At 61.0% G+C, this 20,760-nt stretch carries 20 protein-coding genes and 2 tRNA genes; 16 read left to right on the forward strand and 6 right to left on the reverse strand.

What is annotated here, in order from left to right:
• Positions 1 to 75: 75 nt before the first annotated feature.
• Together JOF28_RS10275 and JOF28_RS10280 are read right to left on the reverse strand one after the other, a co-directional pair.
• Positions 76 to 152, reverse strand: a tRNA-Arg gene (locus JOF28_RS10275).
• 155 nt (positions 153 to 307) lie between these two features.
• A tRNA-Arg gene (locus JOF28_RS10280) sits at positions 308 to 381 on the reverse strand.
• A 110-nt stretch (positions 382 to 491) separates the two neighbouring features.
• Here JOF28_RS10280 and JOF28_RS10285 point away from each other — a divergent pair.
• From JOF28_RS10285 to JOF28_RS10295, 3 genes are all read left to right on the forward strand, one after another.
• On the forward strand, positions 492 to 1,028 hold the full coding sequence (locus JOF28_RS10285; RefSeq protein ID WP_209705669.1) for an adenine phosphoribosyltransferase: 537 nt from the start codon (positions 492 to 494) through the stop codon (positions 1,026 to 1,028).
• Between the two features lie 93 nt (positions 1,029 to 1,121).
• The gene (locus tag JOF28_RS10290; protein ID WP_209705670.1) at positions 1,122 to 2,855 is read left to right on the forward strand and encodes an AMP-binding protein; all 1,734 of its coding nucleotides are present in this window, start codon (positions 1,122 to 1,124) and stop codon (positions 2,853 to 2,855) included.
• Positions 2,856 to 2,913: 58 nt separating this feature from the next.
• A complete protein-coding gene (locus JOF28_RS10295) occupies positions 2,914 to 4,122 on the forward strand; it encodes a cobalamin-independent methionine synthase II family protein (protein WP_209705671.1) in 1,209 nt (402 codons plus the stop codon).
• Between the two features lie 101 nt (positions 4,123 to 4,223).
• Here JOF28_RS10295 and JOF28_RS10300 read toward each other — a convergent pair whose 3' ends face one another.
• The 3 genes from JOF28_RS10300 to JOF28_RS10310 form a co-directional block, all read right to left on the reverse strand.
• Positions 4,224 to 5,297 carry an o-succinylbenzoate synthase gene (locus JOF28_RS10300; protein WP_209705672.1) on the reverse strand — a complete coding sequence of 358 codons (1,074 nt, stop codon included), beginning with the start codon at positions 5,295 to 5,297 and terminating at the stop codon, positions 4,224 to 4,226.
• Positions 5,298 to 5,355: 58 nt separating this feature from the next.
• Positions 5,356 to 6,813, reverse strand: a complete 1,458-nt coding sequence (locus tag JOF28_RS10305; RefSeq protein ID WP_209705673.1) for an L-lactate permease — start codon at positions 6,811 to 6,813, stop codon at positions 5,356 to 5,358.
• 365 nt (positions 6,814 to 7,178) lie between these two features.
• Positions 7,179 to 8,117: a LysR family transcriptional regulator gene (locus JOF28_RS10310; RefSeq protein ID WP_209705674.1), complete on the reverse strand. Its 939-nt coding sequence runs from the start codon at positions 8,115 to 8,117 to the stop codon at positions 7,179 to 7,181.
• A 222-nt stretch (positions 8,118 to 8,339) separates the two neighbouring features.
• On the opposite strand from JOF28_RS10310, the gene JOF28_RS10315 reads away from it, so the two are divergent.
• From JOF28_RS10315 to JOF28_RS10375, 13 genes are all read left to right on the forward strand, one after another.
• Positions 8,340 to 9,059: an SDR family NAD(P)-dependent oxidoreductase gene (locus JOF28_RS10315; protein WP_209705675.1), complete on the forward strand. Its 720-nt coding sequence runs from the start codon at positions 8,340 to 8,342 to the stop codon at positions 9,057 to 9,059.
• Positions 9,060 to 9,100: 41 nt separating this feature from the next.
• A complete protein-coding gene (locus tag JOF28_RS10320) occupies positions 9,101 to 9,838 on the forward strand; it encodes an SDR family NAD(P)-dependent oxidoreductase (RefSeq protein ID WP_209705676.1) in 738 nt (245 codons plus the stop codon).
• Positions 9,839 to 9,896: 58 nt separating this feature from the next.
• A complete protein-coding gene (locus JOF28_RS10325; RefSeq protein ID WP_209705677.1) occupies positions 9,897 to 10,772 on the forward strand; it encodes a substrate-binding periplasmic protein in 876 nt (291 codons plus the stop codon).
• A gap of 66 nt (positions 10,773 to 10,838) precedes the next feature.
• A complete protein-coding gene (locus JOF28_RS10330) occupies positions 10,839 to 11,624 on the forward strand; it encodes an amino acid ABC transporter ATP-binding protein (RefSeq protein WP_209705678.1) in 786 nt (261 codons plus the stop codon).
• Between the two features lies 1 nt (position 11,625).
• Positions 11,626 to 12,270, forward strand: a complete 645-nt coding sequence (locus JOF28_RS10335) for an amino acid ABC transporter permease (RefSeq protein ID WP_209705679.1) — start codon at positions 11,626 to 11,628, stop codon at positions 12,268 to 12,270.
• Positions 12,267 to 12,908, forward strand: a complete 642-nt coding sequence (locus JOF28_RS10340) for an amino acid ABC transporter permease (RefSeq protein ID WP_209705680.1) — start codon at positions 12,267 to 12,269, stop codon at positions 12,906 to 12,908. The genes JOF28_RS10335 and JOF28_RS10340 overlap by 4 nt, the downstream gene beginning before the upstream one ends.
• Positions 12,909 to 12,965: 57 nt before the next feature.
• Positions 12,966 to 13,793, forward strand: a complete 828-nt coding sequence (locus JOF28_RS10345; RefSeq protein ID WP_209705681.1) for an aspartate/glutamate racemase family protein — start codon at positions 12,966 to 12,968, stop codon at positions 13,791 to 13,793.
• Positions 13,794 to 13,876: 83 nt separating this feature from the next.
• Complete coding sequence (locus JOF28_RS10350; RefSeq protein ID WP_209705682.1) at positions 13,877 to 14,890, forward strand: Ldh family oxidoreductase; 1,014 nt, start codon at positions 13,877 to 13,879, stop codon at positions 14,888 to 14,890.
• 132 nt (positions 14,891 to 15,022) lie between these two features.
• Complete coding sequence (locus tag JOF28_RS10355) at positions 15,023 to 16,327, forward strand: flavin-containing monooxygenase (protein WP_209705683.1); 1,305 nt, start codon at positions 15,023 to 15,025, stop codon at positions 16,325 to 16,327.
• 77 nt (positions 16,328 to 16,404) lie between these two features.
• Positions 16,405 to 17,136 carry a VIT1/CCC1 transporter family protein gene (locus tag JOF28_RS10360; RefSeq protein ID WP_245189931.1) on the forward strand — a complete coding sequence of 244 codons (732 nt, stop codon included), beginning with the start codon at positions 16,405 to 16,407 and terminating at the stop codon, positions 17,134 to 17,136.
• A 28-nt stretch (positions 17,137 to 17,164) separates the two neighbouring features.
• Positions 17,165 to 18,079 carry a 1,4-dihydroxy-2-naphthoyl-CoA synthase gene (locus tag JOF28_RS10365; RefSeq protein ID WP_209705684.1) on the forward strand — a complete coding sequence of 305 codons (915 nt, stop codon included), beginning with the start codon at positions 17,165 to 17,167 and terminating at the stop codon, positions 18,077 to 18,079.
• A 90-nt stretch (positions 18,080 to 18,169) separates the two neighbouring features.
• The gene (locus JOF28_RS10370; RefSeq protein WP_342452147.1) at positions 18,170 to 19,387 is read left to right on the forward strand and encodes an AMP-binding protein; all 1,218 of its coding nucleotides are present in this window, start codon (positions 18,170 to 18,172) and stop codon (positions 19,385 to 19,387) included.
• Complete coding sequence (locus tag JOF28_RS10375; protein WP_209705685.1) at positions 19,384 to 20,340, forward strand: 1,4-dihydroxy-2-naphthoate polyprenyltransferase; 957 nt, start codon at positions 19,384 to 19,386, stop codon at positions 20,338 to 20,340. Before JOF28_RS10370 ends, JOF28_RS10375 begins: the two co-directional genes overlap by 4 nt.
• Here the strand turns inward: JOF28_RS10375 and JOF28_RS10380 are convergent.
• On the reverse strand, positions 20,337 to 20,738 hold the full coding sequence (locus JOF28_RS10380) for a DUF4229 domain-containing protein (protein ID WP_342452148.1): 402 nt from the start codon (positions 20,736 to 20,738) through the stop codon (positions 20,337 to 20,339). The genes JOF28_RS10375 and JOF28_RS10380 overlap by 4 nt on opposite strands.
• Between the last annotated feature and the right edge of the window lie 22 nt (positions 20,739 to 20,760).

A 20,760-nucleotide genomic window follows, 5' to 3' on the forward strand; every position in this document is an offset into this window, starting at 1 on the left:
GAGAAAGCTGCGATAGCGGGAAAGTAAAAACTCCGGCACGATTTCTCGTGCCGGAGCTTTTGCATCTTGCGTATCTGGTGCGCCCGAAGGGATTCGAACCCCTGGCCTTCTGATCCGTAGTCAGACGCTCTATCCAGCTGAGCTACGGGCGCTTATTGGCTTGCCAACTCGATAAACCTTACACGAGCGTAGTTGTGAACGCGCTTCGCTGCGATCCCCGGCGCGCCAGATCTCGATCGCGCCACCACCCGCAAACGCAAAAATACCCGGTGTGAAATGATTTTCACACCGGGTGTTTTTGCTACTGTGCGCCCGAAGGGATTCGAACCCCTGGCCTTCTGATCCGTAGTCAGACGCTCTATCCAGCTGAGCTACGGGCGCTTATTGGCTTGCCAACTCGTTAAACATTACACGAGCCTGCTGTAAAGCAAAAATCAGCGCCCCAAAAGGGCGTTCCCCGGGCGGGTCGCCACGAGGGGGTATCCTAGAGCGTGACCGAAACAACCGCACAGCTTGCCCTTGCCCGCGCCGAAGACCTGATTCTCGAGATTCCTGATTACCCCAGCGAGGGGATTATCTTTCGAGACATCACCCCGCTGATCGCCGATGGTGACGCGCTGCGTGCCACGGTCGACGCCATGATCGCCCCGTTTGCGGGCCAGTTTGATGTCGTCGCCGGCCTCGAGGCCCGCGGGTTCCTCTTTGCAAGCGCGGCCGCATACACGAGCGGTGCCGGTCTGATGCCGGTGCGCAAGGCGGGCAAGCTGCCCCGCCCCGCAGTGACCGTTGAGTACTCGCTCGAGTACGGCAGCGCCGTCATCGAAGCCCACGGCGACTTCCCGCGCGGCACCCGCGTGCTGATCCTTGACGATGTGCTCGCAACGGGTGGCACGCTGGCCGCCGCGCACGATCTGATGGAGCAGCTGGGTTACGAGGTTGCGGGCACCGCGGTGCTGTTCGAAATTGAGGGCCTGGGCGGGCGCGAGGCGCTGGGCGACCACGAACTGCACACGGTTTTCACCAGCTAATCGCACGGCGATAGCGCGCTGCCGGGGGCCGCCGGGGCCGACGCCTCGGCCCCGGCGGTCGCCGCATGCCCCAGATCGCGAGACAATGGGCACATGACTGACGCGACACTGACGTTTCTTGCGGCCCGAGACCAGCTGCTGAGTCTGGCTGGCGATCCCGATCGCGCTAGGCGCGAGTTTCGCTGGCCCGATGTGGGCGCGCACTTCAACTGGGCGCACGACGTCTTTGACGTCATCGCCACGGGCAACGACACGACCGCGCTGTGGATCTCTGAGCGCGACGGCAGCGAACTGAAGATCAGCTTCGATGAGATGCGCCGCCGCTCAGATCAGGTCGCCAACTGGATGCGCGGCATCGGCGTGCGCAAGGGCGACGTCGCGATGCTGATGCTCGATAACCGGTTTGAGCTGTGGGAAATCATGCTCGCCGCGATGAAGTTGGGCGTCGCGATCCTGCCGACGTCGATCGTGCTCGGCGCCGCCGAGCTCGCCGACCGCATCAAGCGCGGCGGCGTGAACTGGGTGTTTGCCGGCCCCAACGACGCCGTCAAATTTGCGGGCGTACCCGGCCGCTACCGCGGTGTGGGCGTGGGCCTCGAAGCCGGCACCCAAGACCAGCGCGCCCTGCTGTACGACTGGGAGCGCTACGAAGAGTCGCGCGCCGCGGGCACCGCCGCGATTCCCAACCGTTCGGGCAGCAATGATGCCGCGATTATCTACTTCACCTCGGGCACTACGAGCCTGCCCAAAATCGTTGAGCACTCGCACGTCAGCTACCCGCTCGGGCACCTCACGACCCTGGCCTGGATCGGCGTGCGCCCCGGCGACACCCACCTCGTCATCAGTGCCCCCGGCTGGGGCAAGCACGCCTGGTCGAGCTTCTTTGGCCCCTGGCACGTGGGCGCCACGGTCTTCGTGGTGAACTCGCCCCGCTTTGATCCGGCGCATTTGATTGCCGAGCTCGATCGCGCCGAAGTCGCTACGTTCTGCGCCCCGCCCACCGTCTGGCGCATGCTCATTCAGCACAATCTCACCGAGAAGCCCCGCGCGCTGCGCGAGGTCGTCTCGGCCGGCGAGCCCCTCAACCCCGAGGTGATCGCGCGCATCAAGGAGTGGTGGGGGCTCGAAATTCGCGACGGCTACGGCCAGACCGAAACCACGGCCCTGATCGCGAATATGCCAGGTGACCCCGTGGTCGCGGGCGCCATGGGGCGCGCGCTGCCCGGCGTCGATATCGCGCTGATTGATCCGCTCACCGGCGCAGAAACGAGCGAGGGCGAGATCTGCCTGCGCATGGGCGAGCCCGGATCGCGCCCCGTCAACCTGATGACCGGGTATCTCGGCAACCCCGAGGCGACCGACCAGGCGATTCAGGGCGGCCTGTTTCACACCGGCGATGTTGCGGTGCAGAGCGAAGATGGCGTGCTGACGTTTGTGGGCCGCACCGACGACATCTTTAAGTCGAGTGACTTTAAGGTGTCGCCGTTTGAGGTGGAGAGCGCGCTCCTCGAGCACGATCTCGTTGCCGAGGCGGCGGTCGTGGGTGCTCCCGACGACACGAAGCTGAACATCACGAAGGCGTATGTGGCACTGGCCGCTGGCGTCGAACCCGATGCCGACACCGCGCGGGCCATTCTGGCGCACGCCCGGGTGGCCCTGCCCGCCTATATGCGGGTGCGCCGGGTCGAGTTCTTTGAACTGCCCAAGACCGCCTCGGGCAAGATTCGCCGGGTCGAGCTGCGGCAGCGCGAAGAACGCGTGCACGAGCTCGGCAAACGCAACCCGAATGAGTGGCGCGAGGAAGACTTCCCCGACCTGAAGGGGTGAGCTGTCATCTGGCGTCACCTAATTGGGGCGGTGGGCGCGCGATCTGTAGTTTCAAAGCATGACGAAGATTGAGACGACCACCGCCGGAAGCCTGCCTCGCACGCAGGCCCTCATCGACGCGAACGCTGCACGCACGTTCGAGGACGACGGCTTCACGCTGAAGTCGACGCCCGAGTACGAAGGCCTCGTGGCCGAGGCCGTGCGCGACGTCGTTGAGCGTCAGCGCAACGCCGGCATCACGCAGCCCGGCGACGGCGAGTTCGGCAAGGCCATGTCGAACGCGGTCGATTACGGTGCCTGGTGGGCATACTCGTTCCAGCGCAACGCTGGCCTGTCACTGACCGGCCAGAACATCTACACGCAGGAGCCCGTGCGCTCAGAGCCCGGCAACGTGCAGCTCACTTCGTTCCCCGATCGTCGCGACTGGAGCATCTTCGCTGAGGCGTACCAGGATCCCTCGAGCGGCATCTCGACGGGCAAGAACGCCACCGAGTTCCCCGCCACGACCGGCCCCATCAGCTACACCGGCCAGGCCGCCATCGCCGCCGACACCAAGAACCTATCGGCCGCCCTCGAGGCCGGCGAGACGGGCTTCTTGACCGCGATCGCTCCCGGTTCGGCCGCGCGCATCGACAACAAGTTTTACCCGACCGAGCAGGCACACATCGATGCCTGGACGGCGTCACTGCGCGAAGAGTACAAGGCCGTCACCGACGCGGGCCTCATCGTGCAGCTCGATGACCCCTCGCTCGCTGAGAACTGGGATCAGATCAACCCCGAGCCGAGCATCGAGGACTACCTCGCGTTCACGCAGATTCGCATCGACGCGATCAACGAATCCATCAAGGGCTTGCCCAAGGAGCTCGTGCGCCTGCACCTGTGCTGGGGTTCATGGCACGGCCCCCACACCACCGACATCGAGCTGAAGCACATCCTCAAGACCGTGCTGAGCGCCAACGTCGGCCAGATCTCGTTCGAGGCCGCCAACGCGCGCCACGAGCACGAGTGGTCGGTATGGGAAGACAACAAGGACATCATTCCCGATGACCTCGTACTCGTTCCCGGCGTGGTGGGTCACTCGACGAACCTCGTCGAGCACCCCGAGCTCGTCGCACAGCGCATCGAGCGCTTCGCGAAGGTTGTGGGCCCCGAGCGCGTCATCGCGGCGACCGACTGTGGCCTCGGCGGCCGCGTGCACCCGCAGATCGCATGGGCCAAGCTCGAGTCGCTCGGTGAGGGCGCTCGTCTGGCTGCAGCACGCATCTAAGTAACAGCGAAACCCCGAGCTTTGAAAGCGAATGCTTTCAAAGCTCGGGGTTTTGTGTGCCCGGGCCTCTTAGGCGCGCTCCGAATGCGCGCCCAGCGGGCCTAGCTCGCGTTGGCGAGGATTGCGTGGCACCTGGCCACGCGATCCCGCCACCAGGTGTCGCGATCCGGGGCCGCTTCGAACTTCGTCAGTAGTTCGTCGTCGAGCACGGGGCGCCGCACCGCGATCGCGCCGTCAGCTGGCACGAGCGAATCGCGCGTGACATCGCCCGCGAGCAGCGCCACGGTGCCGAGCCCGCACGCGCCCGCGAGCATCCCCTCGGGCAGCGCCGCCGCGAGCTGCAGGCCCATCGCGATGCCGACCGAGGTGTCGAGTGCGCTCGAGACGACCACGGGCAGCCCGGCTTGCTCGACGATCTCGAGCGCCCGGCGCACCCCGCCCAGCGGCTGGGCCTTGATGATGAGCAAATCTGCGGCTCCGGATCGCGCCACCGCAAGCGGGTCACTCGCCTTGCGCACGCTCTCGTCGGCCGCGATGCGCACGAGCGGTGCCATTGAACCGGGAACCCGCTGATTAAGAGTCACGAGCTGCGCCCGCACCTCCACCAGCTCGTCGACGGTCGTGCAGGGTTGCTCAGCGTAATCGAGATCGAACTCGGCGAGCGCGGTGAGTGCGGTGACCGCTTCGTCGACGCTCCAGCCGCAGTTCGCGTCGACGCGCACGAGCGCATCGGGGCCCATGGCCTCGCGCACGGCGCGCACCCGAGCGACGTCGTCGGCGAGGGTCTGCCCGCGCTCGGCCACCTTTACCTTGGCGGTGCGGCAGCCAGGAAAACGGGCGAGAATGGCCGGCACCTCGTGGGCGGCCACCGCGGGCACGGTCGCGTTCACATCGATGTTTTCGCGACGGGCCGCGGGCTGCTCATGCCAGCCGAAGTCGAGGGCCGCGGCGAGCCAGGCGGCCGCTTCTTCGTCGGCGTACTCGAGAAACGGCGAGAACTCGGTGGGACCCTGCGGCCCGTCGATGATGACGGCCTCGCGCACCGTGACCCCGCGAAAGCTGGTGCGGGTGGGAATCGCGACCACTCGCGCACGCGCCAGCACGTCGGCGAGCGCGGGGAGCACGGTCGGCTCGAGTGGGGGAGCGGTGGGAAGATCGGCCCGATGAGCAGTCATACCTCGATCTTGCCACTCATCGGGCGCGCACCCCAGAAAGCTGCGCGCCCTGGTTAAGTTAGGCGGCGAGCCAACCCAGCGCGTTCGCGGTGATCGCCCCGAGCATCAGCGCCGCGACGGCCGCGCCGCATGAGATGAGCACCGTTCTGAGGATCGCGACGGTGTCGATCTTTTCGCCGCCGGGCGTTGCGTCACGCTGTGCCACGCGCTGCGCGAGCTCCACACGCGACGGTGAGGCCATCGACGAGAACCCGGTGGTGGAGTTCTGCAGGCCGAGCGTGGCCGCCGAGTTGATGCCGAGCGAGTTCGAAGCGCCCGTGAGGCCGCCGGCGAGCATCGCGGCCGCGCCACTGTTCGAGTTGGTGATGTAGCCGCCCAAGAAGCCGATGACGGGAATCAGGGGCACGAACCAGCGCCCGAGGCCCGCGGCCTGGTCGGCAAGTTCGGCCGTCATGCCGTTCACCGACAACAGGGTGCCAAACATGATGTAGAGCACGTTCACACTGCAGATCGGAATCCATAGGCGTGCCCCGCGCCCCACCGACAGCTGCGCATCAGAGCGGGCGATGCCCACGAGCCTTGGGGTGAATGCGGCCGTCACCATCAGCCACAGCCCCGGGCTCGTGAGGAGAGCGGTCCATGCGCCAAACCCGATGACCAGGTTGAACGCCGACACCGCGAGCATCGACACCGTGAGCACGCCGTAGGGCAAGAAGGCGCGCACGGTGACGCGGTCCATGCTGGGTGGGCGGTGTCCGTGCAGAGCGGCGGCGACCAAGAACACGATGATGCCCACGAGCGAGGCGAGCACGCCAGCGATCGCGGGGGTGAGCCACACGTTCACGGTGAGCAGGGTCGCCCACATCAGCACCGACGCCGTCACCCATTCGCCGGCCCAGCGCAGCGCACGCTTCGCCCCGAGACCAATGATCGCGACCGAGGCACCGAGCACGAGCTGCGGCAAAATGTTGAACTTCGCCGCCCAAATGCCCAGCTGCGAGAAGTCGACCCCGCTGAGCTCAGACGCAATCAAAATGCCGGGGCCAAGCGAACCCCAGGCACCCATCGTGAGCCCCACCAGGCCCACCGTGGCGGCCTTGGTGAGCCCCAACCCGAGCCGGGTGAGCAGCGGTACCGCGATGATGACGCCCACACCGAAGCCCACGAGTGACTCGGCCAGCGGGGCCACACAGATACCCACCATCAACATGGAGCGCTCAAACCCGCCCGCGGCCCGGCCCAGCCAGTCGCTGATGCGGTCTTGCGCGCCAGACGCCGCCAGGTGCTCTGACAAGACGATGCCGCCCAACAAAATGAACATCACTGATACCGTCACCGTCGACAGCGAGACAGCCCGATCGGCGAGCTGTGCGCCCTCGATCGGAAACCAAAATCCGAGCACCAACGCCACCGCAATGGAAACGACCACGGCGTACAGTGCGGGGACTCGCAGCAGAATCAGTCCAATAACGCACAGTACGGGCAGCGCTGCAAGCAGCGTGTGTAAGGTCTCCAACGATCACTCTTCTCTGGGTGGCTCAGTGAGGGATCAGCACGCGCGATTCCCAACTCACCAGTCTAGGGCCGTGGGCGAAACCATCTGACACGTGTCGACGAGTGTGTGGCACGATCGAAGAGTCCCCATGCCCCAGGCGAAAGGCAGCACCCGTTGACGCAGACCACCCCGGCGAACGCATCAGCATGGATGACCTCGTGCAGTGTAAGCAATGATGCTCCTTCTTAAAACAAATGAAGTCAAGGGGATGTGGGAAACCGTTTTGTTACGAGTCCAGAACCTCCATCTGGATCAGTCTAAGGTCGAGTTTGGCGCTCGATGCAGGAACCGTCATATCAGCTTCGGCAGTCCGTGGGAGGCGAATCCTAGAACGATGGATCGTTCAAAGGTGAGATTGTAGTGAGCCGTTGCATTAGGCGGTGAGCAATTCTCATGAATTCAGCCGTTGCCGGAGAAATTGCGCCGCCCTTTTTTGTGATGAACGCATATCGCTCGTAGTGCGGAGGATCGAGCGGCGCCCAATAGAGGTTTCGCTCTTTTACGAGTGAACGTACTACGTGGTAGGACGCGAACGTATCGCCGAGTCCTTCTGCGGCAAGATTTGCCGCATGGGTGCTGAACTCAACCTCGATAACTGGCTCCAAACGAATACCAGCACGCTGCGCGCGCTCGAGGAGAGAAATTCGAAGTGGATCTCGTAAGGACCAGCTTGATTCAGCAAGGATGAGCGGACGGTCCGCCATGTCAGCAATACTGACTCCAGTAGGGTTCGGTAGCGGGTCTTTCGATATGTAAATGACTTGGTCAGAAAAAATAGCGGGGCTGACCTCAAGCTCACGATCATCGACGGGGAGCTGTACGAGCCCAGCCTCAAGCTGGCCTGAGCGCACGCCATCAGCGACCTCGGAGGAGTTCAGCCCAGTAATTCGAACTTTCACGTTTGGGTGTAAGCCTCTGAATTCGCGGATCAGATCAGTAAGTAAATAAAGATGCGCGCTGCTGAAGGTTCCGAATGAGACCATGCCGACTTCGACCGAACGGAGCCGACGACTCCACTCGGCAAAATCCTTAATACTGCGTAGCGCTTCCCCAGCTAACGGCAGCAACTGTTTGCCCGCATCCGTGAGCTGCAGGCCTCGTGAAGTTCGGGTGAATAACGAGACTTCCAAACTTTGCTCGAGATTACCGATTTGTTCTGAAATGCTCGGCTGCGCAATGTGGTTCTCTGCAGCAGCGCCAGAAAAGGTACCGATCTGGGCGGCAGAGATGAAATATTCGAGCTGACGGACTGAAGGAAGTTGCATGCTACTCACCTTTGAGTGGTTCTACGGATTGGCGTCGGCCATGTTTCGTGGAGATTAAAGATTGTCGGTTTGAGCGGCAATGACCTGGAGATAAACCGCGGGAAACTGCCAAAGCTATCGCATCATAGGTTAAACCTATTGCTGATAGTCGCTAATTAGCATTGTCCTGGGTATTGATGCCTGTTGCAATAGTGCCCAACGCAATAAAGGAGTTCAGCGTATATGAATGCAGAGATTCAGACCGTAGTCGTCACTGGCGCAGCATCAGGGATGGGGCGCGCAACCGTCGACCTTTTCCTCGCAGAGGGGTGGAATGTGCTGGGGCTTGATGTAGTCCCAGTCGATCTTGACTCGGAAGGCTCCGGCCGGTTCTCGAGTCATATAGCCGATGTCCGGTCTCGCACGTCAGTCGAAGAGGCTCTCGCGGATCTATTGCCGGCTGACGGGCACATTGACGCTATCGCAAACATTGCGGGTATATACCCACCCACCAGTCTTGACTCATATACCGAAGAGGCCTATCGGAGGATTTTTGACATCAACGTTTTCGGTGTGGTCAATGTGGTTGCTGCGGCAAAGCCGTATATGAGTGACGGGTCGGCGGTAGTGAATTTCTCCTCCGTGGATGCCTTTGAGGTCTCGCCGGGACAACTTTTCTACGGCGCATCAAAGGCAGCAGTTGTCATGCTGACAAAAGCTCTCGCGCTTGAATTGGCGCCGCTTGGAATTAGAGTCAACGGCATTGCTCCTGGGTGGGTTGCCACTCCGGGCAACGCGGCGACTGGGCGGATGGAAGCTGCCGCAGCAAAGATTCCTCTTGGGCGAGTAGCGCTTCCCTCAGAAATTGCGGATTGGGTCCTGTTGCTTTCAACACCTCGCTACACGGCATTCATGACCGGAGACACCGTGACCTTGTCAGGAGGAGCAGTGATCAGGCAATAGGGGTACTTGAGACATCACTCGATAACTTAAGGAAGGCAATAATGGCCAAGATATTTTCCTCCGAAACCACGGTCGTTGTGACGGGGGCTGCACGCGGTCAAGGCGCGGCTCATGCGTCGTTGTTAGGCCGTCCTGGAGTGCGAATTATCCTGACAGACGTTCTCGACGACGAAGGTGAGCGAACTGCGGCGGTACTTCGAAGCTCTGGAGCAGACGCGCATTATCGTCGACTTGACGTGACGAATCCGGATGATTGGAATCTGCTTGCGGAGGAGTTACGCGGGTCTGACCTGCCGTTGACGGGGCTCGTCAATAACGCAGGAATACTGCGCTATTCCTCAATAGTCGAGACAAATTTGGATTCCTGGAAACTTCATGAGCAAGTCAACGTGCATGGAACCTTTCTAGGTATCCAATCATTGGCGCCGTTGATGGTTGCCAACGGTGGAGGATCGATTGTGAACGTCTCATCGACTGCCGCGTTGAACGGAGCAAAAGGATATGCAGCCTACTCAGCTTCGAAAGCAGCGGTGCTCGCCCTCACTAAAGTCGCGGCGTTGGAGTTCTCCCCCAAAGTCCGAATAAACGCGATCTGCCCGGGTGGAGTCGAGACCCCAATGAACGACTTTGAGCCGCAGGGCGGTTCAAGTAGCTCGGCACCGTTAGGGCGGAGGGCCCTCGTGGAGGAAATATCCCCCCTTATCGAATACTTACTGAGCGCCCGAGCATCATTCGTTACTGGGGCTAGCTACACGATTGACGGCGGACTCACCATCTAACCCAGGACTGGCGCAAAGACGCGCTTCAGGACCTTCCCTAGAGAGAAATGGAATCAAAATGAAGAAGAGTAAGAAGCTCACGAAATATGTTGTTGCTGCGGCTACATTTGGGCTTGCCTCGATGATGCTGGTCAGCTGCAGCAGCGCGGGCAACGACGCCAGTGCGCCAAAAGAAGACTGCACCCCAGCTACCGAAGGGCTCACAACAGTTTCCGACGGCACGTTGACAGTAGGTGTTCCCGAAAACCTGCCCTATACCCAGACGACAGGTGATGACGCTGATGGCTTTGAAATTGCTTTGGTGCGAAAGCTCGCTGAGGCCGAATGCTTGTCGCTCAAGTTTGTATCAATTACCTACGGCAATGGGGTGCCGATGATTAGCGAGCAGAAGTCTGTCGACATGATTACAGGAGGCTGGTACGTCACGGAAGACCGTGCCAAGAAAGTAGGGTTTACCACCCCCACTTACTTCGATTCGATGGCGATTGTCTCTGCATCTGGAGCAAACACTGTTGAAGACCTTGAGAGTATCGGCGCTGTCGGCAGCGCCGCAGGGTTCTCCTGGGAAGCTGACATGACCAAAGTCCTCGGAGACAACTTGAAAACCTATCCGAGCACTATCGAGATTAAGCAAGACCTGATTGCTGGCCGGCTTAAAGCGGCGCTCGATGGTTATGCGGTCGCAACAGTGGCATATGAGGACACTGATTTTAAAGTCGAGATTGCAGGACCTGATGATCGCGTAGCGATCACCACGGACCAACCCGTTATCGCCTTCCCCGTTTCGAAGGATAATCAGGAACTCAATGACGCATTGAGCGTACAAATTGATGCATTCCGGGGAGATGGAACTCTGGCCGAAATTCTTGCGGAGTGGAACCTGCCTGAAGACCTTGTGATCCCGGCAGAGCGGGCCGCGAAGTCTATCCGATAGAAGTTGCGATGAGGGCGGGGTAATAACCCCGTCCTCACCCAGTCTCAAGAACGGAGAAAGATCAGCATGACCACCCCCATCCTCACCAAGGCAATCGACATTCCGCGCGCGGGCGTCGAAGTGCGTAATCTCTCGAAAAGCTTCGGGAGCAACCACGTGTTGCAGAACATTTCTATGACGGTCAAACCTGGTAGCGTAACGGCACTCATCGGACCATCAGGCTCCGGTAAAAGTACCTTATTGCGCTGCATTAATTTCCTCGAGCAGCCTGATCGGGGGACGATCGCCGTGGGTGACACCATGATCGATTCCGAGAAGACGATACGAGATATTGAGCTTCTCGCGCTGCGCCGCGAAGTTGGAATGGTATTCCAATCATTCAATCTTTTCCCTCACATGTCTGTGCTTCGGAATATTGCGTTTCCGCAAGAAAAAATTCTTGGGCGAAGCCGTGAAGAAGCAGAAGAACGCGCACTTACGTTATTGGCCCGTGTTGGGTTGAAAGATAAAGCTAACCAGCATCCAAGCCGATGTTCAGGTGGGCAACAGCAGCGTATTGCCATCGTGCGTGCTTTGGCCCTCAACCCCAATGCCATGCTGTTCGACGAGCCGACTTCAGCCCTTGACCCAGAAATCGGGTTGGAAGTACTGGCCGTCATGAGAGATCTCGCGGAGTCTGGCATGACGATGATCGTTGTGACTCATGAAATGCAATTCGCTCGCGACGTTGGAGACCATCTCGTCGTAATGGCAGACGGGGGCATTATTGAGGAAGGTAATCCCGCTCAAATAATGTCTGCCCCTCAGGAAGAACGCACTCGGCGTTTCCTGAATGCGGTGCTGGAGCGTTGAAATGAAAGAAGCCTTCCTTACCGTCCTAATAGGGCTGCCGATGACTTTGCTGGTCACAGCTTTGTCCTTTGGGATCGGCCTGATCGGAGGATTCCCGATCATGCTGGGGCTTCGGTCTCGGCATAAGGGTATTCGTCTGAGCGTCCGAGTGATCGTCGACCTAATTCGCGGAGTTCCACCAATTGTGTGGCTCTTCTTGATCTACTTCGGTGTGCAGTTCGGGGCGATTCGGCTGAACTCACTCACCGCAGCGGTTCTAGGGTTAGGTATCATTTCGAGCGCGTACCTCGCTGAAATATATCGAGGTGGTTTTCAAACGCTCCCAAAGGGTCAAACAGAAGCTGCATATGCGCTCGGGTTTAACCGATTTCACACATTTGTGTTTATCCTCACCCCTCAAGCATTCCGAACGGTGCTGCCCTCAATCACTACGTTCTTGTTATCGCTTATCAAAGACTCGTCAATCGCTTCGACCATTGGTGTAGCTGACATGGTCTACATGGCGAACCAATTTGCCAGGCAAAACCCCGATGTGGCGGGAATCGTGCCATTCGTCCTTGCCGCATTCGTGTATCTCGCAGTTAGCATCCCCATTGCGCTACTCGCGAGAAAACTTGATTCGCGTATGAGGGGAGCACGATCATGAACTTTGTTGAATACCTACCCAGGCTCGGCGCCGGTCTTTTCGTCAGCTTGCAACTCACCGTTATCTCTGTGGTCTGCGGTTACATCATTGGCCTGTTGTTCGCGCTTGGATCCAGCTCAACCCGTCGTTGGATTCGCTGGCCGGCTATTACTGTCGTGGAAATCGGACGAGGAATTCCTGCTTTAGTCGTGCTGTACATGGTCTATTTTGGGTTGCCCGCCTTTGGCCTATTACTTGAGAACTTTGCGGCCGCAGCGGCAGCATTGACATTTACAGTCGCTGCCTATTCGTCTGAAATGATCCGAGGCGGAATTATGTCCGTGGATCGGGGACAGTATGAAGCTGCCCAAGCGCTTGGTCTCGGCGCGACAACTCGTTTTCTGAGAATTATTCTGCCGCAAGGACTTAGATCATCCATCCCCGCGTTGATGGGTCTTGCCATCATGTCGTTTCAAGGAACTTCGTTGGCATATTCGATTTCGGTAAATGAGCTCATGAGCCAGGCATATCAAGTCAGCACAATTACATTTGAGTATTTGGCGGTATACGGGATCACTGGGCTGATCTATGCAGCGATTGCAGTCCCAGCTACATGGCTGTCAGTGCTTGTCGAACGCAAGCTCTCTCAGGGAACTTGATCTGAATGGGCTGGGTGGACCACGACATAATTATGAACGGATATGGAGACTTCTTTCGTGGTAGATAAAGATGCACTGAAGACTCTTGCCTGGGTTGAAGCTACGCACGGTGATCCGAGACTCGACAAACTTTGGAGTTTTCTTCGCAACGAGATAGAAGGACTTGCGCAAGGTCGCGTAAATGTTGATTTTGTTCATGTCCCATTCGCGAGCGGAGGTATTCGCAGCGAAGCAAATAGGCTCCTCAACGATACTGCGGTGTTGTTCGCCGCAGTTGCGCAAGCTGATCATGCTGATGCTGTGGTGATCGGGTGTTGGGGCGCACCCACCGAAGCGGTGCGCTCCGCGATGAACTCGGCTGAGAATCCGACGGCCGTAACTAGCTTGCCGGACGCGAGTGTCAGGCTCATAGGGAGCCTGGCCAAGCGGGCTGTCTTAGTTACTGTGGCGCCAACTCTGGTGCCGATATTTGAAGAGGACTTGCGTCGGATGGGGGCGCTGGGATTCCACGAGGGCCGTCCGGTGCGAGCGTATAGTCCGGAATCGACGCATCAGGATGTATTGGCCGCTCTGGAAGACCCAGAAATACTGATTTCCAGGTTCGACGCCGAAGCGCAGCGCGCCGTTGACGATGGCGCTGATGCGATCGTTGTTGGGTGCGGTTACCTCGCTCCAATTTTTACTCAAGCAGGATATACCAGCGTGCGAGGTCATCCTCTTGTTCCGGTGCTTGACTGTGGGCTGATTGCATTTGAACATGCGGTCATGCTTCTAAAGCTTCAAGCTGCTGGGATTGCCCCCACGCAAGGAGGGTACGCTTCTCCGCAGCATGGTCAGCAGGAGGCCTTGATGAGATTAGTCAAAGCCATGGGCCGCGGCATGTAGCGGCGGGCGAGGCGGATCTCGCAAGGGTGCACGGATGTGGCAGCATCGAGATATCCCGTTGCATATTGTGAGAGGACGCTTCAATGAGCTCAACTGCGCATCCCAAACGTATCGATATTGCTCCACTGGAAACGCAGGTGGCTCAGCTGTTAGGTGAGGCAGGTGCTTCTCCGCATGTCGCACGGATCATTGCCGCCAATTGTGTCGGTTGCGAGCGTGACGGGGCGCTGAGCCATGGCGTATTTCGCGTGCCTGGTTATCTCAGCTCCCTACGCCTCGAAGGTCACGTTGACGGGGCAGCAACTCCTGTGATTGAACCAGTGTCAGCGTCATACATTCGGGTAGATGCCGCCAACGGCTTCGCACAGCCAGCGCTTGCTGAGGCCGAACCTGCGATTGAGGCGGCGCTTGCTGAGACTGGTCTTGCGTTGGTGGCGATGCGTGACTCGCACCACTTTAGCGCCCTATGGCCCGACATCGAGCAGTACGCCCGCCGTGGGTATTTTGCACTCACAATGGTGGCTGCGGGTATCCCCTATGTTGCGCCACGCGGATTGACACAGCCAGTGTTCAGCACCAACCCATTCGCCTTTGCGTCGCCATCAGCTGGTTCCGATCCTGTTGTAGTGGACTTCGCGACCTCGGTTATGTCACACGGAGACGTACAGCTCGCTCGAGATGCAGGTCGCCAGGTTCCCATCGGTGTCGGAACGGATGGTGCCGGCAACGATACGACAGACCCTCACGAGATTTTGACCGAGGGTAACCTGTTGCCGTTTGGGGAACACAAGGGGGCAGCACTGTCAATGATGATTGAGCTGCTCGCAGCAGGCCTCACCGGCGGCAAGTTCTCGTATGAGCACGCTGGGGAGAAGCCCGCAGGGGCGGCTACCTCGAGGACCGGCCAGCTGCTCATTGTTGTCGACCCTGCTGCCGGTAACAACGACGCGTTCGCGCACCGTGCTTCTGCGTTATTCGATGTGCTCCGAAACAGCGGCATGGACAGGCTCCCAGGAGACAAACGTTACGCGACCCGAGCGCGGTCATTGCGCGATGGAGTCTTGATAACTCCAACGATCGAGGCCTTGTTTGCGTAGTCATAGGTAAAACCTGTGTCTCTTAGGTAGATATCAATATTTCCCTATTCGCTGTGCTCGCATACCTTCGAAACAACCCGGAATCCTGGTTCTCAGGCTGAGAAACAGGTTGATCAACATCGAAGGAGCATCATGACCCGTTACTGCGTCATTGGCGGAGGAGCCGCTGGGATGTCGGCCTTGCAGCAGCTGCGCGAAGCTGGCTTTGAAGCCGACTGCTATGAGAAAAGTGACAAGGTCGGTGGACACTGGCAACGTGATTATGAGGCATTGCACCTCATCACATCGCGAGATACAACTCACTTTGAGGGCTTCCCGATGCCGGCGGACTATCCGCATTTTCCTAGCCGTAAGCAGGTCGTGGAATACCTGGAGTCGTATGCGAAGGAAAAAGGTCTCGATGAAGTCATTCAGTTCAACACCGCTGTTGAAACAGTGACGCCGATCGAGACGACAGGTGAGGTCGGCTCGGCAGGTTGGACGGTCACGCTCAGCAACGGCGAGAGCGTAGATTACGATGGCGTACTCGTGGGCAACGGTCACCTGTGGGATCAGAAGGTGCCTCAGTTTCGCGGCGAGTTCACCGGCAAAACAATCCATTCAGGTTCATACAAAAACACAGCTGACATTGAAGGTGATCGGGTTCTCGTAGTAGGGGTTGGTAACTCAGGCTGCGACCTTGCCGTTGATGCGGCTCAGCATCGGTTCCAGGTAGACATCGTGATGCGAGAAGGCACACATTTTCAACCCAAGATGTATTTTGGTGTACCTCGACAGGAAGTTTCGCTGTTCGCGGGGTTTGCCCCCGATGAGGTGGATCTGCTGTCGCGACTACTGGCAAAGGTGTCGATTGGAGAAGCTAAGAACTATCCGGGAATGCCAGAGCCGAAGACACGAACCTTAGCTGCGGGTCGGGCTGTCGTGAACACACTGATGCCCTATTGGGTGCACCATGGACGGATCAGCATTGTTCCTGGGATTGAACGATTTGACGGGAAAACTGTTCACTTTTCGGACGGTTCTTCAAGGGAATATGACACGATTCTGTGGGCGACAGGGTTCCATGCGAGCGTGCCATTTCTGAACGAAGAATTGATTGAACGCCGTAACGGTGTGCCCCTACGATACGCTGCGGGCATCGTGCCGCAAGGGCTCGAGAAGCTTTACTATATTGGTCTCACAGCGCCCAGAGGGCCGCAGCTTCCAATTTACGGCGTGCAGGCTAAACGAGTGATTGAGATGATTAAACTGCATGAGTCGTCGGAGTCTGGATTTGCGCCAATTCAGTCGTACTTGTCTCAGCTCCAGGAACCGGATGACGTTATCGATATCGTTCGTGTGGTTTGGGAAGAACAGCTCGCAGACACAGATCGCCTAATTGCTGCATTCTCCTCGGCCCGGGGCGCGGAGCACCCCCAGGTAGCTGCAGTCGTGTAGCGAGTGGAGTTGCGTGTGATCCAGGCACCAGCCTTTCCTTGCTTGCCGAGCGGTGCAATGACGGCCAGAATCAAGTCATGAGCACTGAGACGGTCGACAGCATGCAGCACGACAACGAGCCCCACGACACCAAGATCGGGCAGAAGCTGAACTGGTTGCGGGCCGGGGTGCTGGGCGCGAACGATGGCATCGTGTCGACCGCCGGTGTCGTGATCGGTGTGGCCGCGGCCACCCCGGGCAACGTGCTCGCGATCGCCACCGCGGGCCTTGCCGCCCTCGTTGCCGGTGCATTCTCGATGGCCGGCGGCGAGTACGTGTCGGTGAGCACGCAGCGCGACACCGAGAAAGCCCTCATCGAGAAAGAGAAGCGCGAGCTCGCCGAGCAGCCCGAAGAGGAGCTGCGCGAACTCGCCGGGCTGTACGAGCAGCGCGGGCTCACCCCGCACCTCGCCATGCAGGTCGCCGAAGAGCTCACGGCCCGCGACGCCCTCGCCGCGCACGCCGAGGTCGAGCTCGGCATCGACCCCAATGAGTACACGAGCCCGTGGATCGCCGCGGTGTCATCGTTTGTGGCTTTCACCGTTGGCGCACTGATTCCGCTGATCATGATCCTGCTGCCGCTGGGCGAGCACCGCGTGTGGGTGGCGGCGCTTGCCGTGGTGATCGGGTTGTTGCTCACCGGCTGGATTAGTGCGGTGCTGGGCGGGGCCCCGCGCGGCCGGGCCATCATGCGCAACGTCGTCATGGGCGGCGCCACCATGGTGGCCACATATGGGATCGGGCTGCTGTTTGGCGGGATCGTGGGCTAAAAGTTCTCCGCGCCCATAGGCTAGGGGTATGACACAGCAGGTTTCTGAGCTCTTCGACCCACTCGAGTGGGAGATCGCCCCCGGCGCCGCGAATTACACCGACATCACGGCCCATTTGAGCCTCGATGGTCGCATCTCGCGCATCGCGTTCAACCGGCCCGAGGTGCGCAACGCGTTTCGCCCGCACACGGTAGACGAGCTGTTTGATGCGCTCGAGCGCGCGCGCATCAACCCGCGCGTGGGCGTCGTGCTGCTGACCGGCAACGGCCCGTCTCCCAAAGACGGCGGCTGGGCATTCTGCTCGGGCGGCGACCAGCGCATTCGCGGGCGCGACGGGTACAAGTACTCAGACTCCGAGACGGCGGTGGGCCCCGAGGGGCTGGCGCGCGCCGGCCGGCTGCACATTCTCGAGGTGCAGCGCCTCATTCGCTTCATGCCGAAGGTCGTCATCGCCCTTGTGCCCGGGTGGGCTGCGGGCGGCGGGCACTCGCTCAACGTGGTGTGCGATCTCACGATCGCGTCGCGCGAGCACGCCAAGTTTAAGCAGACCGACGCTGACGTCGGATCGTTCGATGCCGGCTACGGCAGCGCCTACTTCGCACGCCAGGTGGGTCAGAAGAACGCGCGCGAGATCTTCTTCCTCGCCCGCGAATACGACGCAGACCGCGCCCGCGAAATGGGCGCCGTCAACGAGGTCGTGCCGCACGCCGAGCTCGAAAAGACCGGCATCGAGTGGGCGCGCACCATTCTCGGCAAGTCACCGACCGCGATTCGCATGCTGAAGTACGCGATGAACGCCGTTGACGATGGCATCGTGGGCCAGCAGCTGTTCGCGGGTGAGACCACGCGCCTCGCCTACGGCACCGACGAGGCCGTTGAGGGCCGCGACTCGTTCCTCGAGAAGCGCGAGCCCGACTGGAGCCCGTTCCCGTACTACTACTAGGGAAGTGCGGGCGGGGCTGCAGCCCGCTGCTGTTCCTGAGCGGCGCAGCCCCCAGCCCCCTCCCGCGCACAAGCGAGTACCCTTAAAGCCGTGACTATTCCCAAGGGGCTCCGCGTCATTCCCGTTTCAGACCGTGCCTGGTTAATGGCCGCGCTCGGTGACGCTCTTGCAGGCGGTGCGCCGATCCTGCCCATTACCGACGACCCCGGCCAGGCCGAGCACGCTGCCGCATTGCAGCGCGCTGACCTGCCCGAGGGCACGGCGGTCGTTATTCGCACCTCGGGTTCGAGCGGGGTGCCCAAGGCCGTTGCGCTGTCGGCTGCGGCCCTGCGCGCGAGCGCCGAGGCCACCCACGAACGCTTGGGTGGCCCAGGCCAGTGGCTCGTGACGCTGCCCGCGCAGCTGATCTCAGGGCTGCAAATGCTGGTGCGCAGCGCGCACGCCGGTACCCAGCCCGTGTTCTTCGACGGCCACTTCGAGCCCGAGGCACTGCTTGCCGCAGCCGAGCGCATGGAGGGCGAGCGCCGCTACGTGTCGCTCGTGCCCGTGCAGTTCATGCGGCTGCTCGACCTCGCCGAGCGCGATGCAGCCGCCGCCGAAACGCTGCGCCGCTTCGACGCGGTGCTCGTGGGCGGCCAGGCGATCACGCTCGAGATGCGCCGCCGCGCCTACGCCCTCGAAATCGAGTTGCGCCGCAGTTACGGCATGACCGAAACCGCGGGCGGGTGCGTCTACGACGGCGTCGAGATCGGCGACACCCTCGTGCGCATTCGCGGCGGCGAAGTGCAGCTCGCTGGCGCCTCCCTCGCACTGGGCTATGTGGGCGACGCCGCACTCACGAATGACTGCTTCATCACCGAGGCCGACGGCACCCGCTGGTACCGCACCGGCGACGCCGGCGAACTGCTCGGCGGCATGCTCACCGTGACCGGCCGCCTCGACCGGGTGATCATCTCGGGCGGCATCAACGTCGCGCTTGACGAGGTGGAACGCGTGGTGCGCGAACTGCCCGGTTGGGCCGACGCCTGCGCGCTGGGAACGGCCGACCCCGTATGGGGCGAGCGCGTGCACCTGGTGCGCACTACGAGCACCGATACATCTGACACTAGCTTTGCCGACGCCAGCGCCGCCGTTCGTGCCGCGCTGGGAGTGGCCGCCGAGCCCACGGGTGAAACCGTGGTCGACGCGATCCCGCGGCTTGCGGGGGAGAAGCCCGACCGGGCAGCGCTGGCCGCGCTGTGCGGTACGGCCGCGCCCGATGCGGGCGCCCCCGCGCAGAAGACTGACGATACAAAGGAGACGGCGTGAGCCACGCGAAGAATCGACGCCACTCAGGCAACCCCGCCGTGCGCGCGGCCGCTGAAAACCTGGTGGACGCAGGAATGTCATCTACGATCACCTGGCGCAACTGGGTCGGCGGCGCACGCCTGCGCACCGTGCCGCTCGCCATCGCACCCGTCGTGGTGGGCGCCGGCATCGCGCACATGCTGCGCGGCTTCTCGCTGACCCTCACCCTGCTCGCGCTCGCCGTGGCCGTGTTCTTGCAGATCGGCGTGAACTACTCCAACGACTACTCCGACGGTATTCGTGGCACCGATGAGCACCGGGTGGGGCCCGCGCGGCTCACCGGATCTGGGCTCGTGAACCCCAAGAAGGTGCTCGCGTGCGCGATGGCATTCTTCGCGCTTGCCGCGGTCGCGGGGCTCGTCGCCGTGCTGCTGAGCGGCCGCTGGTGGTTCCTCGCCCTCGGCGTCATCGCCATCGTGGCCGCCTGGTACTACACCGGCGGCAAGAAGCCGTATGGGTATGCGGGGCTTGGCGAGGTCGTCGTCTTTATCTTCTTCGGACTCGTCGCGACCGTCGGCACGGTCTGGCTGCAGACCGATGTGCGGGCGCAAGAGACGTGGATCGCGGGCACCGCCGTGGGGCTGTTCGCGGTCGCCGTGCTGGTCATCAATAACGTGCGCGATATCCCCACCGACACCCTCTCGGGTAAGCGCACGCTCGCGGTGCGCATGGGCGACCGGCCCTCACGCATCCTGTTTGCCGTGTGCGTGCTGCTGCCCTTCGTGGTGCCCGCCATCTACGTGATGGTGTACCCGGGCATGGTGCTCGTGTGGCTCGTGTTGTTCATGACGGTGCCCGCCGTGATCATCGCGCTCACCGCAAAAACACCGCGCGAGCTGATCCTCGTGCTGCAGCTCACCAGCTTTGCAGCGCTCGCCTACGGCGTGCTGCTGGGCGCCGCGTTCGCGTTCTAGCGTTCGCTGGGTGACGGGGTTGCTGCCGAATCGGCTTCGGCGGCAACCTCAGCTTCACCCGCAACCTCAGCGGCGGGCGTTGCCGCAGCCTCGGTAGCTGCGTCGACCGCGTCTTCTGCGTCGCCGTCGAGCACTGCGTCTTCTGCGATGTCATCGGCGGTGCGATCACGGTTGCGCCAGTCAACGATGCTCTGGGCGGCCTGCTCGCGCGGGCGTGACAGCACGAGCATTGACAGTGCCATGCTGAACAGTGCGGCGATCACTGCGGCGACCCCGCCGGCGAGGGGCAGCGAGAACTGCAGCTGCAGGCCGAGCCAGTAGACGATGCCAAACGGCACCACAAAAAACAGCAGGCGCAGCACAACGTAAATGGTCCAGGCAGAGCGAGTCGATTTCACCCGACTGAGTTTACCCGGGGCG

The sequence above is a fragment of the Leucobacter exalbidus genome, assembly GCF_017834145.1.
Classification (GTDB): Bacteria; Actinomycetota; Actinomycetes; order Actinomycetales; family Microbacteriaceae; genus Leucobacter; species Leucobacter exalbidus.

Bases quoted from the DNA above. Each gene is read 5' to 3' on its own strand.
- JOF28_RS10340 (WP_209705680.1), top strand. From the start codon at position 12,267: ATGAACTTTGTTGAATACCTACCCAGGCTCGGCGCCGGTCTTTTCGTC.
- JOF28_RS10350 (WP_209705682.1), top strand. From the start codon at position 13,877: ATGAGCTCAACTGCGCATCCCAAACGTATCGATATTGCTCCACTGGAA.
- JOF28_RS10365 (WP_209705684.1), top strand. From the start codon at position 17,165: ATGACACAGCAGGTTTCTGAGCTCTTCGACCCACTCGAGTGGGAGATC.
- JOF28_RS10290 (WP_209705670.1), top strand. From the start codon at position 1,122: ATGACTGACGCGACACTGACGTTTCTTGCGGCCCGAGACCAGCTGCTG.
- JOF28_RS10300 (WP_209705672.1), bottom strand. From the start codon at position 5,297: ATGACTGCTCATCGGGCCGATCTTCCCACCGCTCCCCCACTCGAGCCG.
- JOF28_RS10310 (WP_209705674.1), bottom strand. From the start codon at position 8,117: ATGCAACTTCCTTCAGTCCGTCAGCTCGAATATTTCATCTCTGCCGCC.
- JOF28_RS10360 (WP_245189931.1), top strand. From the start codon at position 16,405: ATGAGCACTGAGACGGTCGACAGCATGCAGCACGACAACGAGCCCCAC.
- JOF28_RS10320 (WP_209705676.1), top strand. From the start codon at position 9,101: ATGGCCAAGATATTTTCCTCCGAAACCACGGTCGTTGTGACGGGGGCT.
- JOF28_RS10315 (WP_209705675.1), top strand. From the start codon at position 8,340: ATGAATGCAGAGATTCAGACCGTAGTCGTCACTGGCGCAGCATCAGGG.
- JOF28_RS10335 (WP_209705679.1), top strand. From the start codon at position 11,626: ATGAAAGAAGCCTTCCTTACCGTCCTAATAGGGCTGCCGATGACTTTG.
- JOF28_RS10295 (WP_209705671.1), top strand. From the start codon at position 2,914: ATGACGAAGATTGAGACGACCACCGCCGGAAGCCTGCCTCGCACGCAG.
- JOF28_RS10330 (WP_209705678.1), top strand. From the start codon at position 10,839: ATGACCACCCCCATCCTCACCAAGGCAATCGACATTCCGCGCGCGGGC.
- JOF28_RS10325 (WP_209705677.1), top strand. From the start codon at position 9,897: ATGAAGAAGAGTAAGAAGCTCACGAAATATGTTGTTGCTGCGGCTACA.
- JOF28_RS10355 (WP_209705683.1), top strand. From the start codon at position 15,023: ATGACCCGTTACTGCGTCATTGGCGGAGGAGCCGCTGGGATGTCGGCC.